The sequence below is a fragment of the Rathayibacter sp. AY1B8 genome (assembly GCF_002932775.1).
Lineage (GTDB): Bacteria > Actinomycetota > Actinomycetes > Actinomycetales > Microbacteriaceae > Rathayibacter.
In genome coordinates this window covers 26,495-40,761 of the sequence record NZ_PSWJ01000003.1, presented here as the reverse complement: position 1 = coordinate 40,761, position 14,267 = coordinate 26,495, and the positions used below count along the sequence as shown (strand labels likewise).

Genomic DNA, 14,267 nt, shown 5'->3' with positions numbered 1-14,267 from the left:
GGACGGGCCGCTCCGGACAGCTCAAAGGCGCGAGCATGTCGCAGGAACACACATGCTCGGGGTGCATGGAGAGCACCCGATCGATCGGCTGTCACCGCTTGCGCGCGTCGGCGTCGAGGGTCTGCTGGAGAAGTCGGAGAGCCTTAGGTCCTACCCCATGGAGGGTCGCGAGGTGGTCCAGGCCCACCCGCCGCAGGTCGTCCGCATCGTGCACGCCCGCTTCCTCGAGCGCGCGGGAGGCCGGGGCGCCGATGGCGGGTAGCTGTCGAGACGGTTCCATAAGTCCGACCCTACGAACCGAACTGCTGCCCCGATAGCCGATGTCATCGCTCACCTCGGCACGCCTGCGCCAGGCTGCGGCGCTACTGCGGTCGTGTTCGTTCGCCTCATCCCACGGATCGCAGCGGATCGAACTGCCGTGAAGCCGTCGAAGGACAAGCGGGAACGCTTAGCCAGGGCGCCGGTATCCCGCTGCGTCGAGGACCGCCGGCGTCATTCAGGGCGGGTTGCGCACTTGAACGTCAGGAGCGGACGAGCCGCGCGATGGCGTCGGAGGCTTCTTGCAGCTTGATCTTCGCTTCGTCGCCGCCGGCTGCGGCGGCCTCGAGGACGCAGTGGTTCAGGTGGTCGTTCAGGAGACCGAGCGCGACGGACTCGAGGGCGCTGGTCATCGCGGAGATCTGGGTGAGGATCTTGATGCAGTACTGCTCGTCTTCAACCATGTTCTGCAGGCCGCGAGCCTGCCCCTCGATGCGGCGAAGGCGGCGGAGGTACTGGTCCTTGTCGGAGATGTAGCCGTGGGCGCCGGTGATGTCGGTCTGCTCGCTCGTCTGCTCGGTCACGGTGTCCTCATCCCCCGGGTGCTGGTGCAGCTCGTCCGCTGCTGCGCGGGGCGGACGGGTACGGAGGGGGTTTTCAGCCGCTCCGGCTGCTTTCTGCATACTCTAGGGGGGTATGCATGGGCGTCCCTTCTGATGCCCTCGGACGAGTGACGAGCAGTGTCGGAGGTGTGGATCATGAGCGACAGCGTCGTTTCTAAGCTGTCCGCGCCGCTGATGCGCGCGGTGGTCGTGGTGCTGACGTTGGCGGCTCTGCTGCTGGGCGTGTTCGCGATGCACTCGATGATGGGCAGCCATTCCGACGCGTCTGTGTCCGCAGGACACACGCATGCGCAGACCGATGCTCACGCCGACCCGGTAGCTGCGTCGACAGGCGGGATGGCTCTCGTGGCTGGCGCCGATCAGGGCGCGGTCGTGCCGATGGTGCCGTGTGATGACAGTTGCGCGATGGGGTGCGCTCTGATGGCGGCGACGTGCGTCATCGTCTTCTTCCTCGCGTCCCTGATCCTCCTGGCCCGGGTGCCGGCGCTGTTCGCGCGCGTGCTCGACGCGGGTCCGCGTCTTCTGCTGCTCGTTCCGCGCGCGAAGTTCCATGTGTATCTGCCGTCGTTGACGGTGTTGTCGATCAGTCGCACCTGATTCGCCTGTCGTCGCAGCGTCCGCTGCGACCTCATCACCCCGCCCGCAGGGCGCGGTTCCGGCGATTCCTGCTACCGACTGAACGGATACGACACTCATGAACAACAAGCGCACTCTTCTCGCCTCGACTCTCGCTCTGGCGACCGCAATTACTCTGGCCGCCTGCTCGGACAGCTCCGGCACGGGCGGCATGGAGGGGATGGACCACAGCAGCTCCTCCTCGTCCGCGTCCGCGTCGCCGTCTTCGACTGCTGCGGCGGAGGCGGACTTCAACGATCAGGACGTGATGTTCGCGCAGATGATGAAGCCCCACCACGAGCAGGCGGTGGAGATGGCCGACATGATCCTCGCGAAGGACGGCATCAGCACCGACGTCACCGACCTCGCGACCCAGATCAAGGAAGCGCAGGGTCCGGAGATCGCGCAGCTCGAGGAGTGGATCAGCGCGTGGGGCGCTGAGGACTCGATGTCGGGCATGGATCACAGCATGGACGGGATGATGTCCGACGAAGACATGTCCTCGCTGGAGAGCGCGACCGGCGCCGAGGCGGAGACGCTGTTCCTCGAGCAGATGATGATGCACCACGAGGGCGCCGTGGAGATGGCGCAGACCGAGGTCGACGAGGGCCAGAACGCGGACGCCATCGACATGGCGAACACGATCGTGCAGACCCAGACCGAGGAGATCGCAACCATGCAGGATCTCCTCGCGTCCCGCTGACCCGTCTTTCTGACGCCCCTTCCCCCTCCTGGGCAGGCGGAGCGCTGCTGCGTCGCGCCCGTGCGCGCTACCGCCGCGCCCCGGTGGGGGTCGCCGTACCTGGCGATCCCCACCCTCTACTTCTTCGCGCCCTCTGAGGGCGCTCGAACCAGAAACGTCCCCCTATGCACCGCCTTCCTCTTCACCCCCGTCCGCTTCGCTCGGGAGTCGCCCGGTGAGCGCCGCGTCGACGCCGACGAGCGACCCGCGCCGCCGCGACGTGCACCGCACCCGAACCCGCACCCGCGATGCCTCCCCGCGGCAGGCTGCGCTCACGCTCGGACGCCGGGTGACGTACACGGCGCCCTCGCGAGCCGACGCGCAGGCGTTGCAGCACGCCGCCCGCGTCGCGGCCCGCCCGCGCCCGGCCCCGCCGGGCACGGCCACGATGCGGCCGCGCCTGGCTGGGATGTCCGCGATGACTCTCGTCACGATGATCGCGGTGACCTCCTCCATGCCCGCGTTCGCCGTCGACGGCACCCCGACCAAGACCACGACCCTGGCCGTCAGCGAGGCGCAGCCGCAGACGTTCGTCGCGGCCGGCGCGGTGCAGCTCACCGTCACCCGGGACACGTTCGGCGCGGAAGCCAAACCCGAGGTGCTGGTGACCGCCGCCGTCGCCACGGAACTCGTGGACGACGCATCAGAAGAGTCCGCCGCATCCACTGAGGACAGCGAGGTCGCGTCCGCTACCTGGCGGGTGCCGGTCGCGGGGCGCATCTCGAGCACGTTCGGTCCTCGCCCGGATGCCCCGGTCGCGGGCGTGAGCGCGTTCCACAAGGGCACCGACCTCGCCGCCCCCTGCGGAACCCCGGTGGTCGCAGCGACTGGCGGCACGGTCGAGGAAGCCGGCTACGCCGGCAGCTACGGCAACTGGATCCTGCTGGCGAGCAGCGACGGCATCGAGACCGGCTACGCGCACAACAGCGACCTGCTCGTGGACGTGGGTGACACGGTCGCCGCCGGCGACCTGATCGCTCTCGTGGGCTCCACCGGCGCCTCCTCCGGCTGTCACCTGCACTTTGAAACGCGCGTGGACGGGAGCCCCGTGGACCCGGAAGGCTTCATGAGCGATCTGGGTGTCGGCCTTGGCTGAGCATTGCGGGCACCGCTCGCGCCGCACGCGGCGTCTCGCCGTCATCGTCGGCGCCGCCGTGACGGTGGCGCTGCTCACCGGCTGCGTTTCGTCAGGCCGCGTGGAGACGGGCGCGCTCGTGGCCGCGCCGGCAGGGTTGGAGCACGTGCACGGGCTGGGCTGGGATCCGGTGACCGGGCTCACCTACGCGGCTGCGCACTCGGGAGTGTGGGTGATCCCCACCGACACCCTCCCGGACACCTACCCGGCCAGCCCCACCCCGACCGACGACGAAGCGGGCGGAGGGCCGGTCGCCGGCCGGGCGCAGGACACGATGGGGTTCACGATCACCCCGGAGGGAGTGTTCTACGCCTCCGGGCATCCCGACCCCGCCGACAGGTCCGCGCCAGGACCCAACCTGGGTCTGATCCGCAGCATCGATGCGGCCGCGACCTGGGAGCCGGTGTCCCTGAGTGGGGAGACGGATTTCCACGACCTCGCGACCGTCGCTCTCACCGATGCGGCGACCCGCGTGTACGGGTACGACGCGAGCCGCGGCGTCATCCTCCGCAGCGACGACTCCGGCGCCGCATGGACCCCGTCTGCGCAACTGCCGCTGCGCGATCTGACCGTGGACCCTGAGCGTCCCGACCGGGTGTTCGCGACGACCGAGACGGGCTTACAGGTCAGCGAGGACGCCGCGGTCACGTTCCGGCCCGTCTCCGGCGCGCCCGCCCTGTTCCTCGTGGACGGCAGTGCCGGCGGGCAGCTGGTCGGTGTCGACGTCGACGGGACGTTGTGGACGGGAACTCTCGAGGGCTCCTGGCAGAGCCACGGAACCCTCGAGGGGCAGCCGGAGGCGTTCGCGCTCGTCGACGGCGAAGAACAGTGGGTCCTTGCCGCCGACGAGCGCGGAGTGGTCGCCTCCGGCGACTACGGGCGCACCTGGACGGTACTGCGGCCCTCCTCGTGACGGACTGGGCTGGTGTCGCGTTCGCGCGCGGCGCGGGTGCTGGCCTGCGGGGACAGCTCCAGGCGGCGCAGCAGCTGCGCGTTCACGGCGACGACGACCGTGGACGCGGACATCAGCAGAGCCCCGACCGACATCGGCAGCACGAACCCGATCGGCGCGAGCACTCCCGCGGCCAGGGGGACGGAGAGGAGGTTGTAGCCGGCCGCCCACCACAGGTTCTGCTTCATCTTCCGGTAGCTGGCCCGGGACAGCTCGATCACGGACAGCACCGACCGGGGGTCATCGGAGGCCAGGATCACCCCGGCGGATGCGATCGCGACATCGGTGCCTGCGCCGATCGCGATTCCCACGTCGGCCTGCGCGAGAGCGGGAGCGTCGTTGACGCCGTCACCGACCATCGCGACCCGTCGGCCCTCGCGCTGCAACTCGATGACCTTCGCGGCCTTGTCCTCCGGCTTCACGCCGGCGAACACCCGGTCGATGCCGAGCTCCTCGCCCACGGTGCGGGCGACCGCTTCCGCGTCGCCGGTGATCATGACCACCTGCACGCCGATCGCGTGCAGCGCGTCGACAGCCTGCCGGGACTCCTCCCGCACCTCATCCGCGAGCCCGAGAGCCCCGATGACCCGACCGCCGGCGAGGACGTGGAGGATGATCATCCCCTCCGCCTCCCACGCGCGCGTCTGCTCGAGCGCGGCAGCGTCGTGCGCGCGCAGCATCGACGGACCGCCCACGCTCACCGCACGCCCCTCGACCTGCGCCGTGACGCCGACAGCGGTCGACGCCTGGAAACCGGTCGCTGCCGGCACCCGCACGCCGCGGCTGTTCGCGGCTGCCACGATCGCCCGAGCGAGAGGGTGCTCACTGTCCGCCTCGACCGCCGCAGCGACCGCGAGCAGCTGCTCCTCGTTCACCCCGTCGACAGTGTGCACGGCGGCGAGCGTCGGCTCGCCCTTGGTCAGGGTGCCCGTCTTGTCGAACAGGACCGTGGTCACCGTGCGCATGCTCTCCAACGCGAGACGGTCCTTGACGAGGACGCCGCCCTTCGCGGCCCGCTCGGTCGCGATGGACACCACCAGCGGGATCGCGAGTCCCAGCGCGTGCGGGCACGCGATGACCAGAACCGTGATGGTGCGGATCACCGCCTCGTCGGGACTGCCCAGCAGCGACCACACGATCGCGGTGATCACTCCCGCGCCCAACGCGAACCAGAACAACCACCCGGCGGCAACATCAGCGATGCGCTGCGCCCGGGAGGACGAGTTCTGCGCCTCCGTGACCAGGCGCTGGATGCCGGCGAGAGCGGTGTCGTCGCCGACGGCCGTCACCTCCACCCGCAACGCCGTGTCCGTGGCGACCGTGCCGGCCACGACCATCGATCCCGGGCCGCGACTGACCGGGCGGGACTCCCCGGTGATCATCGACTCATCCACGTCCGCGGTGCCCTCCAGCACCCGGCCGTCCGCCGGCACCCGGCCGCCGGGACGCACGACCACGACATCCCCCTGCACCAGGTCCGCGGGAGACACCTTCTCCACCTCACCCTCGCGCACCCGCTCCGCCTCATCCGGCAGCAGCGCCGCGAGAGAGTCCAGCGCCGAGGACGTCTGCGCGAGAGAGCGCATCTCGATCCAGTGCCCGAGCAGCATGATCACGATCAGCAGCGCCAGCTCCCACCAGAAGTCCAGCTCGTGATCCAGCAGCCCCGCGCTCGCACCCCACGACGCGAGGAACGCGACCGTGATCGCCAGAGCGATCAGCAGCATCATCCCCGGCGTCCTCGAGCGCAGCTCCGACACCGCCCCCTGCAGGAAGGGCCGGCCGCCCCAGACGTACATCACCGTCCCGAGCACCGGCGAGATCCAGCCGACCCCCGCAACGTCGGGGAGGGAGTAGCCCAGGATCATCGAGAACATGCCGCTGAACACGACCACCGGCACCGCGAACACCAGCATGATCCAGAACAACCGCCGGAACTGGCCGACATGATCGCCGTGGCCGCCGTGGCCGCCGTGGCCGGCAGCGCCCGCCGTCATGTTGTGGCCTGCGTGAGGATCAGGCGCTCCGCGCATCTGGTGCCCGGCGTGCCCGTCAGGGGCCGTACTCACGTGATGACCTGTCCTTCCCGCGTCGACGTCGCGTGCTTCGACGGTGCGGTGAGCACTCTCGTGCTCGTCATCGTGCAGGTGGTGCTGCGCCATCATGACTCCTTCCGGCCGCTTCCGGCCTGATCCGACGGTATACCCCCCGGGGGTATCAGACAACGGGGTGATCGGGCGGAAGATTCCCGACTTGACCGAAGATGTCGGGGCAGGGGCAACGCACCACATCGATACGGGATGGGTTGGGCGGGTGCCTAGGCTGAGCGCATGAGTGACTCCAACCCGTCTGGCACGCCGTCGCCCGTCCCGGAGCGCCCCCGCTGGGTGAAGGTGTTCATGGTCGTCGTCGTCGTCCTCGCGATCGGCTTCATCGTCGTGCACCTGCTCACCGGCGGCGGGGCGCAGATGATGAATCACTGATGATGCTCGGCCCGCGAGCTCGCCGAGTCGCCCTCACCGTCCACGTCCTGGTGTCCGTGGGCTGGTTCGGCGCGGTGGGCGCGTTCCTCGCGATCGCGCTCGTCGGAGCGACCAGCAGCGACCCCTTCACGGTCCGAAGCGCCTACTTGGCGTTGGACCCGCTGGGGACGTTCGTCATCATCCCGTTCGCCCTCGCCTCCCTCGCCACCGGAATCCTGCAAGGCCTCGGAACGCACTGGGGACTGGTGCGCCACTACTGGGTGGCGATCAAGCTGTGGCTGAGTGTCTTCGCAACCGCAGTCCTCCTGCTGCACACGCGCCTCATCGAGACGATGTCCCTCGCCGCCCGCCACGGGCTCATCCCCTCCACGCTCGAGGGAACCCGCACGCAACTGGTCGTCGCGACCGCCGGCGGCGCCGTCGTTCTCGTGGTTATCACCGCCCTGTCCGTCCTCAAGCCTCGCGGCCGCACCCGGCTCGGGCTGAGAGCAACCCGAACGACCTGACCGGCGTTGAGTTCCGGCGTGTCAGCGCCGAGACAATGAGGAGGCGCGGGGGTGATCGCTGCCCGGGCGCAGCGCTATCCAGAGCCCGCACCGCCGGCACACGTACGCGGCGCCATCGTTGAGTGCGTGAACCTGACGTCGACGGCGGGCCCGTCCGCAGCAGGAACAGGTGACGGAGGAATCAGGGTTCACGGGCAGCGATCGCTTCCACGAGCTGCTCCGTCGTCGGAAGACCCGCCAGCCCGCTCGGCGTGAAGTAGATCCGACAGGCAAGATCCGTGGTCCGCCCGCCCGACGGGAACAGGTCTTCCCCGTCGAGGGTGATCGTCGGGGAACCCGCGAAAGCGACGCCGGCGGCGTCCTCCGGTGTCGCCAGAAGCCGGTAGGTGACGGGGATGTCGGAGTGGCCGGTGGACTTCAGCGCCTGGTCCAGGCGAGGGCCGACGTCCTTCCAGTTCGGGCAGTCGTCGATGTGAAGAACCTCGATCATCATTCTCCGATCATCCTCCCGCCGTGCGCGTCGCACCCGAGGAGAGCACTTCTGAGGTTGAGGGTGTCTGCCCCGGAACATCGATCGTCAGCCCGCTCGTGGCTCGCCTGTCGGCGCCCGCTCTAGTCATCGTCATCGTCGTCTTCTACGAGCTCGCCTTCCCAGGCCTCGCGTCCCTCGTGAATGGCGAAGAGAGCGATGACGAACCCTGCAACCGGGTCAAGCCACGCGGCTCCAGTGAGGGCGTAGAGGACGAGCCCGACGAGGGTGGAGACGCTCAACAGCACGCAGATCCGAGTCTCCGCTGCGTCCGCGAGGATCAGGGGGTCTCCGAGCCTCTTCCCGACACGCGTTTTCACCGCCGCAAGGACCGGCATGACGATGATCGAGAGGATCAGGAGCACGATGCTGACCGGGGAGGACTCGGGAGCGTCACCCGCGATCAGGCTGCGGATGCCCTCGATGCTCACGTAGGCGGCGAGGAGGAAGAACGTCACGGCGACGAACTTCAACGTGCGCCGCTCCTTCGCTTCGTCCGCCTCACCATGCCGCAGCCGCGCCGCCAGGCGCAGCCCTACCAGCACGGCGGCGATCGACTCGATGCCGGAGTCGATGCCGAACCCGATCACGGACACGAGTCCCGCGGCGATACCGGCCGCGATCGCGACGATGCCCTCGATGACGTTGTAGGCGACGGTGAACTGCGCCAGGCGCAGCCCGCGTCGGGTCAGCTGTTCGGTCTCGGCGGGGGTGAGTGCGCTCATTCGGTGGTCCTCTCGGGGCGGGGGTGACGGGTCAGATGGGGAGGACGAATCCGTTGATCAGGTTCTGGAGGCGGTAGATCAACTGGGTCCACAGGCCGCTGACCATGGCGGTGCCGATGAGGATGAGTAGCCCTCCGCCGAGGAGGTTGATGGTGCGGATGTGGCGTTTGAGGAAGCTGGTCGCGGTGGCGGCCCAGGAGAATCCGAGGGCGATCAGCAGGAACGGCAGTCCCAGGCCCAGGCAGTACAGCAGGCCGAGGAACGCGCCGCGGCCGGCGGAGGCGCCGTCCAGGCTCAGCGCGGAGATCGCGGCGAGGGTGGGCCCGAAGCAGGGTGTCCAGCCGAGCCCGAACACCACACCGAGCAGGGGTGCTCCGGCGAGTCCGGTCGCGGGTTTCCAGCGGGGGCGGATGGTGCGTTGCAGGAACCGGACCTGCCCGATGAACACGACGCCCATGAGGATCACGAGCACTCCGAGGATGCGGGTGACGGTGTCCTGCCATTCGAGCAGCCATGTCCCGAGGGCGCCGAACGCGGCGCCGTAGGCGATGAAGACGACGGCGAAACCGGCGATGAACAGGCCCACTCCGGCGACGAGGCGGCGCCGGCTGCCTGTGGCGAGGTCGGGGTTTCCGCCGATGTAGGCGAGGTAGCCGGGGACGAGGGGGAGCACGCACGGGGACGCGAACGAGACGAGGCCGGCGAGGACCGCGATGGGCGCGGCGAGCAGGAGTTGGCCGCTGAACACAGCCTCTCCCCAGTTCACGAGGCCGCCTCCGCGATGGTGTCCGCGATGAGGGTGTCGAGGATGGAGCGGGCGGTGACCCGGCCGAGGATCCGCGCGGCGGGTCGGCCGTCGACGTCGAGCACGAGGGTGGTAGGGACGGCGTTCGCGGCGAACTTCCCAGAGAACGCGAGGGCCACGGCGGCGTCGGTATCGATGATCGAGGGGTAGGTGATGCCGTAGGTGTTCGCGAACGAGGTGGCGGTGTCGGCTTGGTCGCGAACGTTGACACCGAGAAACGCCGCTCCGTTCCCGTCGTACTGCTCGTGCAGCGCTTGCAGGTCGGGTGCTTCGGCGCGGCAGGGGGCGCAGGCGGCGTACCAGAAGTTCACGACGAGCACCTGCCCGCGGTAATCCTCGGAGCTGATCGCGTCGCCCGTTTCGCTCGTTCCGGCGAAGTCGACCGGCTCGCCGCGGCTGCCGACAGGCCATTCGATGACGGTGCCGTCACCGGCGACGTAGTTCTTGTTCGACCCGCCGCGGTACTGCTCCGCGAGGTCGTCCCGCGCGCATCCGCTGGTCCCGATGCCGATCATCGCGAGCGGGGGAAGGGCCAGCAGGGCGCGGCGGCTGAGGGCGCTCACGAGGCGAGAGCGGCGTCGAGAGCGGCCTGGATGTCTTCGAGGCGTTCGAGCTGGATCGCCTCGTCGTTGACGAAGATCGTCGGCGTGCCCTGCACCCCCAGGTCCTTGCCCGCCTCGAAATCAAAGCGCACCCGCTCGAGCGTCGACGGGTCGGCCACATCCGCGTCGTACTGCTCCAGGTCGAGGCCGATCTCCTCCGCGAAGCCGCGGAACACGTCGGCCTTGGAGTCTTGGCTCTCGCCCCAGCTCGCCTGCGTCTGGAACATCCGGTCGTACATCTCCTCGAACCGGTCCTGCCGCGCTGCTGCCTCGACGGCGAGAGCGGCATTCTCGGAGTTGCGATGCGAGGGAATCGGGAAGTAGCGGGTCGCGAAGGTGACCCGGCCTGCGTACTCCTCACGCAGCTGCTCGATGGTCGGGTAGACGGCCGCGCAGACCTCGCACTCGAAGTCGAGGAACTCGACCAGCGTCACCTTCCCGTCCTCCGCCTGATCGAGCATGTGGGTGTTCTGCTCGAGGACGGGCGTCGCGGCGGCGACCTCTTCGCGGGAGGCGGAGAAGGGCCGGAAGATCGCGATCGCGGCGATGACCGCGACGACGAAGACAGCCGCGGCGATGGCGATCAGGTTGACCTTGGTGCTGGTTTTCACGGGTGGTGCTTTCTGTCAGGCCGGTGGTCGGCAGAAACAAGGGGACGGCGCCGTGATCCGGCGAACGGTGAGGCTCAGGGCTGCGCCTCGATCAGGTTTCGCTCGTCTGTGGTTGGGGCGCGTCCGCTCTGCCGAAGACCTGCAGGAGGGCCCAGCCGGCGATGCCGCAGGTGGTGAAGATGTCGGCGACGTTGAAGATCGCGAACCAGTCGACCGCGATGAAGTCGACGACCTCTCCGCCCAGCGGCGTGTCCGCGGCTCGGCTGATGCGGTCCCAGATGTTCCCTGCGCCACCGCCGGCGGCGAGAGCGAGAAGTGCCGGTCCACCCAGCGGAGCCCCGCGGATGGTCCGCACGAACACCCACACCGTGAGGGTCACAAGAATGACGATCAGTCCGACCGCCAGTGCAGGTCCCAGCTCGGAGCCCATCCCGAAGGCGACGCCGGGGTTGAAGATCAACTCGAACCGCGCTCCGAGAGCGAGCTCGATCGTGCGTCCGTCTTCCAGCGCTGTCAGGGCCCAGCTCTTCGTGAGCTGATCAAGACCGAACGCGGCCGCAATCAGCGCAGCGATGAAAGCCACTCGGAGGACGAGCCTGCGCGTGGCGGGCATCAGAACAGCTCGAGGAGTCGAGGCAGAACACCCGACTCGATCAGGATGAACAGACCCAGGCCGATGAATACGGCAGGCACGAGCCAGTGCTCGACCCTCTCCAACAGCTCGGTCACCGTCTTGTTCGTGCCGACGACGCGAGCGATCAGGCACCACACCGCGACGAGGAGGAAGAACACGATGATCGTGACCACCGTGTCCGCGATCGGGCTCGTGCGGAATACGGGCGTGTAGAGGGAGATGTTGTCCGCGCCGTTCGCGATCGTGATCCCCGCAACGCCCAGCAGCCCGACCGCACTGATCGAACTCTCGTCATCGTCGTCGTCATCATCGCCCCTGCTGCGCAGGGTGCGGATGAGCCCGTACAGACCGATCGCCAGCGGGATCAGGCCCAAAAGCCCCACCCACTCATCCGGGATGATCGTCAACCCGGCGGCGGCAACGACGCTGATCGCGACGAGAGTCGCGAAGCCGAGGTACTGCCCCGCCACAACCTTCCAGCCCGGCAGCGAGCCACGGGCGGACGCGAGGAACAGCACCGTCAGAACCACGATGTCATCGATGTTCGTCGCAGCGAACAGTCCGATTGCCGCCGCGATAGTGCCGATCACGGCGCCACTTCCACGCCCCGACGGACCTCCGATGCGGCAGCGTCCACGTCACGTGCGCTCCGTGCTTCCGCCCCGAACGTGCCGCACAGATCCGCTTGGAACCCCGTCGCCTCCAAAAGTGCCTCAGCGGACTCGAGAAGATCGATCAGCTCCGGACGGGCCAACGAGTAGAACACCTGCCGTCCCTCTGCACGCCCCACGACCAGGCCGCACTCGCGCAGGCAGCTCATGTGCTCAGAAGCCGTCGACTGCGCCACGCCCAGCTCCGCCACTAGATCACTGACCCGAGCCTCACCATGCTGAAGTCGCCGCACGATCTGGAGACGCTTCGGGTCGGCCAAAGAGTGAAAGAGGGAGACGGCGGCAGAGGTGCCCCGCACGTGATCAATCGGCATGCACCGATGTTATCGACAGAAATCGATTTGAGCGACCACTGCCGAGGTGTTCGCGAACGATCGTTTACGAGACGGTCGAGCAGCGCGGCGGTCCAATCGGCGCGCCGTGTTCCACGGCCCGTGTCCGAGAGCTATGACCCGCAACCTACGTTCGCAGTACAGTCAGGCCTATGGCTTCGATCGGATACGCGCGCGTCTCGACCAGAGACCAGAACCCCGACGCTCAGACCGATGCGCTCACGGCAGCCGGCTGCGAGAAGGTGTTCGTCGAGCACGCCTCCGGAGTACTCGCGAAGCGTCCCGCGCTCGAGGACGCTCTCGACTACCTCCGCGAGGGTGACTCCCTCGTCGTGACGAAGCTCGATCGCCTCGGCCGGTCCGTGCGGAACTTGAAAGAGGTAGCCGACGGCCTCCAGCAGCGCGGCGTCGGACTGAAGGCGCTGTCTCAGGGCATCGACACCACCACTCCGGGCGGCCGGCTGTTCTTCCACATGCTCGCCGCGATCGCGGAGTTCGAGCACGACCTCATCGTGGAGCGAACCCACGACGGCCTTGCCGCCGCTCGAGCTCGCGGACGTAAGGGCGGCGGGCGCTTCAAGATGACGCCGACGAAGGCGAAACAGGCGCGTGCGATGTACGACGAGAAGACCTACACGGTCCAGCAGATCGCCGACACCTTCGGCGTGTCTCGCGGCACCATCTACCGCCACCTCACCGAAGACCACTGAGAGCCGCCGCGACGAGCGTCGCGGTTCACAGACCCGAGCGAACACCGGCCTCTGGCCGGCGGCGGTGTTGAGCGCTGTGCGCATTTTTGCCTGGAAGCCTTCGGCAGCGTACGGGCCTCCAGTGTCCGCGCAAGCCGCTGCGCGGCCGGCTCCTCCGAGGTTCTCGGCACGCGGTCGCTGCGCTCCCTCACATCGCGCCGACAACCTCTCCTCCTCCGCCCTCCGGGTTGCGCTCCCGCCCCCGACCCTGCTCGGCACTACGTGCCTTCCAGGCAAAAAAACGCTGGGAGAGAAGGAAGAACAGGCGAGCCAAACCATCCCCGCTGGCTTGACAAATCTGATTGAGAATCACGGTCGGGTTAGCGCTCGACAGCGAGTCCCACGCCTCGCCGGCGAGGTACGCCTCGACCAGGTCGTCCTGCGTCTCGGAGGGAACGCCGTACTCCGAGAGGAACTCGCGGGCGATGACGACCTCCGAGTGCTCGGCTTCCGTGCTCGCGCTCGCAGGCGCGGCTCCGGTGAGAGCGAGTGCGAGGACGGCGATCCCCGCCATCAGCTTGGATCTGAATCCAGACATGAGTGTCTCCGTTTCTTGTTCCGGGTGGAACATTGCGTGACAAGGTACTGATGGCGTGCACAGGTGGCCAAGGCTTCGGAGTACGGTGGCGCGTTCGCTGCGCCACAGACGCGATTCTCGCCGCGCCGTGTGCCGGTGCGCGGGGGCCCTGCGCCAGTTCGTGCCGCGGTCCCGTCCGTCTCCGTAGGCTCCGACGCATGTCAGATCAGGTCCAGGCCGGAGTTCAGCACGGAAATGTGCGGGGGATTCTCGCCCGTCGGTGGTTCGCGGTCGCGGCCTCCCTGGTCTTCGCCTTCGGCTGGCTGCTGATCCCCGGAATCGGCTGGCCGATCGGCGCCGTTCTGGTCCTGTGGAGCTCGTCGTGGACCGCCGCCGAGAAGAGCTCGGCGCTCACGATCCCACTGGTCGCGGCCGCGCTGGTCGGCAGCGGAGCGGGGCTCGTATTCGGGCTGCACGCCGTGCCGAGTTCGAGCATGACGATCTGGACCGCGGTGTGTGCCGGGCTGCCGGCGGGAGGCGTGACGAGCGTCGTTCTGGGGGTCCGGCTGTGCGCCGGGGCACTCCGCAGGCCTGCAGCGTCGGGCGACCGCTCGCTGTCCGGGGCGGCCCCTGCGCCTCGCGCGCACGACGTCAGCTGACGGGAGGGGGCGTCGGCTCCTGAGGGAGGCCGCCCTGTCTCAGCCGGGGTCGTGCGCACCCCGGCGGAGGCGAGCGCCTCGACGGCTCGAAGGGCGCAGGTCCGCCGGCGTCCTCGCGC

At 68.6% G+C, this 14,267-nt stretch carries 20 protein-coding genes; 9 read left to right on the top strand and 11 right to left on the bottom strand.

The genetic code is table 11. From position 1 onward, the window contains the following. Positions 1-521: 521 nt before the first annotated feature. A complete protein-coding gene (locus C5C63_RS03405) occupies positions 522-842 on the bottom strand; it encodes a metal-sensitive transcriptional regulator (protein WP_055794478.1) in 321 nt (106 codons plus the stop codon). Between the two features lie 174 nt (positions 843-1,016). Between C5C63_RS03405 and C5C63_RS03400 the strand changes: the two genes are divergently transcribed. The 4 genes from C5C63_RS03400 to C5C63_RS03385 all read left to right on the top strand — a co-directional run bounded on the left by C5C63_RS03400 (position 1,017) and on the right by C5C63_RS03385 (position 4,286). Further along, positions 1,017-1,478 carry a hypothetical protein gene (locus C5C63_RS03400; protein WP_146078443.1) on the top strand — a complete coding sequence of 154 codons (462 nt, stop codon included), beginning with the start codon at positions 1,017-1,019 and terminating at the stop codon, positions 1,476-1,478. 97 nt (positions 1,479-1,575) lie between these two features. Next, the gene (locus tag C5C63_RS03395; protein ID WP_104257772.1) at positions 1,576-2,199 is read left to right on the top strand and encodes a DUF305 domain-containing protein; all 624 of its coding nucleotides are present in this window, start codon (positions 1,576-1,578) and stop codon (positions 2,197-2,199) included. A 472-nt stretch (positions 2,200-2,671) separates the two neighbouring features. Further along, positions 2,672-3,334: a M23 family metallopeptidase gene (locus C5C63_RS03390; RefSeq protein WP_146078442.1), complete on the top strand. Its 663-nt coding sequence runs from the start codon at positions 2,672-2,674 to the stop codon at positions 3,332-3,334. Then, complete coding sequence (locus C5C63_RS03385; protein WP_146078441.1) at positions 3,327-4,286, top strand: F510_1955 family glycosylhydrolase; 960 nt, start codon at positions 3,327-3,329, stop codon at positions 4,284-4,286. Before C5C63_RS03390 ends, C5C63_RS03385 begins: the two co-directional genes overlap by 8 nt. On the opposite strand, the gene C5C63_RS03380 is transcribed toward C5C63_RS03385, so the two are convergent. Further along, the gene (locus C5C63_RS03380; RefSeq protein ID WP_104325491.1) at positions 4,247-6,358 is read right to left on the bottom strand and encodes a heavy metal translocating P-type ATPase; all 2,112 of its coding nucleotides are present in this window, start codon (positions 6,356-6,358) and stop codon (positions 4,247-4,249) included. The two genes, C5C63_RS03385 and C5C63_RS03380, sit on opposite strands and share 40 nt — an antisense overlap. Here C5C63_RS03380 and C5C63_RS17330 point away from each other — a divergent pair. The 3 genes from C5C63_RS17330 (at position 6,272) to C5C63_RS03375 (ending at position 7,314) form a co-directional block, all read left to right on the top strand. Then, positions 6,272-6,517: a hypothetical protein gene (locus C5C63_RS17330; RefSeq protein ID WP_181110549.1), complete on the top strand. Its 246-nt coding sequence runs from the start codon at positions 6,272-6,274 to the stop codon at positions 6,515-6,517. The genes C5C63_RS03380 and C5C63_RS17330 overlap by 87 nt on opposite strands. A 138-nt stretch (positions 6,518-6,655) precedes the next feature. Continuing rightward, the gene (locus tag C5C63_RS16885) at positions 6,656-6,808 is read left to right on the top strand and encodes a hypothetical protein (RefSeq protein ID WP_157603228.1); all 153 of its coding nucleotides are present in this window, start codon (positions 6,656-6,658) and stop codon (positions 6,806-6,808) included. Continuing rightward, positions 6,808-7,314, top strand: a complete 507-nt coding sequence (locus C5C63_RS03375) for a DUF2269 domain-containing protein (RefSeq protein WP_219812359.1) — start codon at positions 6,808-6,810, stop codon at positions 7,312-7,314. The genes C5C63_RS16885 and C5C63_RS03375 overlap by 1 nt, the downstream gene beginning before the upstream one ends. Before the next feature lie 181 nt (positions 7,315-7,495). Here the strand turns inward: C5C63_RS03375 and C5C63_RS03370 are convergent, their stop codons facing one another. From C5C63_RS03370 to C5C63_RS03335, 8 genes are all read right to left on the bottom strand, one after another. Further along, positions 7,496-7,807, bottom strand: coding sequence for a hypothetical protein (locus C5C63_RS03370; protein WP_055794463.1), 312 nt, complete (start codon positions 7,805-7,807; stop codon positions 7,496-7,498). A gap of 119 nt (positions 7,808-7,926) precedes the next feature. Continuing rightward, the gene (locus tag C5C63_RS03365; protein ID WP_055794460.1) at positions 7,927-8,568 is read right to left on the bottom strand and encodes a cation diffusion facilitator family transporter; all 642 of its coding nucleotides are present in this window, start codon (positions 8,566-8,568) and stop codon (positions 7,927-7,929) included. Between the two features lie 31 nt (positions 8,569-8,599). Then, positions 8,600-9,316, bottom strand: coding sequence for a cytochrome c biogenesis CcdA family protein (locus tag C5C63_RS03360; protein WP_374952936.1), 717 nt, complete (start codon positions 9,314-9,316; stop codon positions 8,600-8,602). A 14-nt stretch (positions 9,317-9,330) separates the two neighbouring features. Beyond that, the gene (locus C5C63_RS03355; protein ID WP_104233615.1) at positions 9,331-9,936 is read right to left on the bottom strand and encodes a TlpA disulfide reductase family protein; all 606 of its coding nucleotides are present in this window, start codon (positions 9,934-9,936) and stop codon (positions 9,331-9,333) included. After that, positions 9,933-10,586, bottom strand: coding sequence for a thioredoxin domain-containing protein (locus C5C63_RS03350; protein ID WP_082481720.1), 654 nt, complete (start codon positions 10,584-10,586; stop codon positions 9,933-9,935). The genes C5C63_RS03355 and C5C63_RS03350 overlap by 4 nt, the downstream gene beginning before the upstream one ends. A gap of 91 nt (positions 10,587-10,677) precedes the next feature. Further along, entirely contained in the window at positions 10,678-11,169 is a 492-nt protein-coding gene (locus C5C63_RS03345; protein ID WP_162238049.1) for a signal peptidase II, read from the bottom strand. 29 nt (positions 11,170-11,198) lie between these two features. Continuing rightward, positions 11,199-11,810: a cadmium resistance transporter gene (locus C5C63_RS03340; RefSeq protein WP_055794455.1), complete on the bottom strand. Its 612-nt coding sequence runs from the start codon at positions 11,808-11,810 to the stop codon at positions 11,199-11,201. Beyond that, positions 11,807-12,205: a helix-turn-helix transcriptional regulator gene (locus C5C63_RS03335; RefSeq protein ID WP_055794452.1), complete on the bottom strand. Its 399-nt coding sequence runs from the start codon at positions 12,203-12,205 to the stop codon at positions 11,807-11,809. Before C5C63_RS03335 ends, C5C63_RS03340 begins: the two co-directional genes overlap by 4 nt. 170 nt (positions 12,206-12,375) lie before the next feature. Between C5C63_RS03335 and C5C63_RS03330 the strand changes: the two genes are divergently transcribed. Beyond that, positions 12,376-12,933 carry a recombinase family protein gene (locus tag C5C63_RS03330; protein ID WP_104256092.1) on the top strand — a complete coding sequence of 186 codons (558 nt, stop codon included), beginning with the start codon at positions 12,376-12,378 and terminating at the stop codon, positions 12,931-12,933. 187 nt (positions 12,934-13,120) lie between these two features. Here the strand turns inward: C5C63_RS03330 and C5C63_RS03325 are convergent, their stop codons facing one another. Further along, entirely contained in the window at positions 13,121-13,510 is a 390-nt protein-coding gene (locus C5C63_RS03325) for a hypothetical protein (protein ID WP_104257770.1), read from the bottom strand. A gap of 197 nt (positions 13,511-13,707) precedes the next feature. Here C5C63_RS03325 and C5C63_RS03320 point away from each other — a divergent pair, with 197 nt between their 5' ends. After that, entirely contained in the window at positions 13,708-14,148 is a 441-nt protein-coding gene (locus C5C63_RS03320; protein ID WP_146086344.1) for a hypothetical protein, read from the top strand. The last annotated feature ends 119 nt before the right edge of the window (positions 14,149-14,267 follow it).

Coding starts and splice junctions, on each gene's coding strand:
- C5C63_RS03400 (WP_146078443.1), top strand. CDS start 1,017: ATGAGCGACAGCGTCGTTTCTAAGCTGTCCGCGCCGCTGATGCGCGCG.
- C5C63_RS03395 (WP_104257772.1), top strand. CDS start 1,576: ATGAACAACAAGCGCACTCTTCTCGCCTCGACTCTCGCTCTGGCGACC.
- C5C63_RS03390 (WP_146078442.1), top strand. CDS start 2,672: ATGATCGCGGTGACCTCCTCCATGCCCGCGTTCGCCGTCGACGGCACC.
- C5C63_RS17330 (WP_181110549.1), top strand. CDS start 6,272: ATGATCGCCGTGGCCGCCGTGGCCGCCGTGGCCGGCAGCGCCCGCCGT.
- C5C63_RS03380 (WP_104325491.1), bottom strand. CDS start 6,358: ATGCGCGGAGCGCCTGATCCTCACGCAGGCCACAACATGACGGCGGGC.
- C5C63_RS16885 (WP_157603228.1), top strand. CDS start 6,656: ATGAGTGACTCCAACCCGTCTGGCACGCCGTCGCCCGTCCCGGAGCGC.
- C5C63_RS03375 (WP_219812359.1), top strand. CDS start 6,808: ATGATGCTCGGCCCGCGAGCTCGCCGAGTCGCCCTCACCGTCCACGTC.
- C5C63_RS03370 (WP_055794463.1), bottom strand. CDS start 7,807: ATGATGATCGAGGTTCTTCACATCGACGACTGCCCGAACTGGAAGGAC.
- C5C63_RS03365 (WP_055794460.1), bottom strand. CDS start 8,568: ATGAGCGCACTCACCCCCGCCGAGACCGAACAGCTGACCCGACGCGGG.
- C5C63_RS03335 (WP_055794452.1), bottom strand. CDS start 12,205: ATGCCGATTGATCACGTGCGGGGCACCTCTGCCGCCGTCTCCCTCTTT.
- C5C63_RS03330 (WP_104256092.1), top strand. CDS start 12,376: ATGGCTTCGATCGGATACGCGCGCGTCTCGACCAGAGACCAGAACCCC.
- C5C63_RS03325 (WP_104257770.1), bottom strand. CDS start 13,510: ATGTCTGGATTCAGATCCAAGCTGATGGCGGGGATCGCCGTCCTCGCA.
- C5C63_RS03320 (WP_146086344.1), top strand. CDS start 13,708: ATGTCAGATCAGGTCCAGGCCGGAGTTCAGCACGGAAATGTGCGGGGG.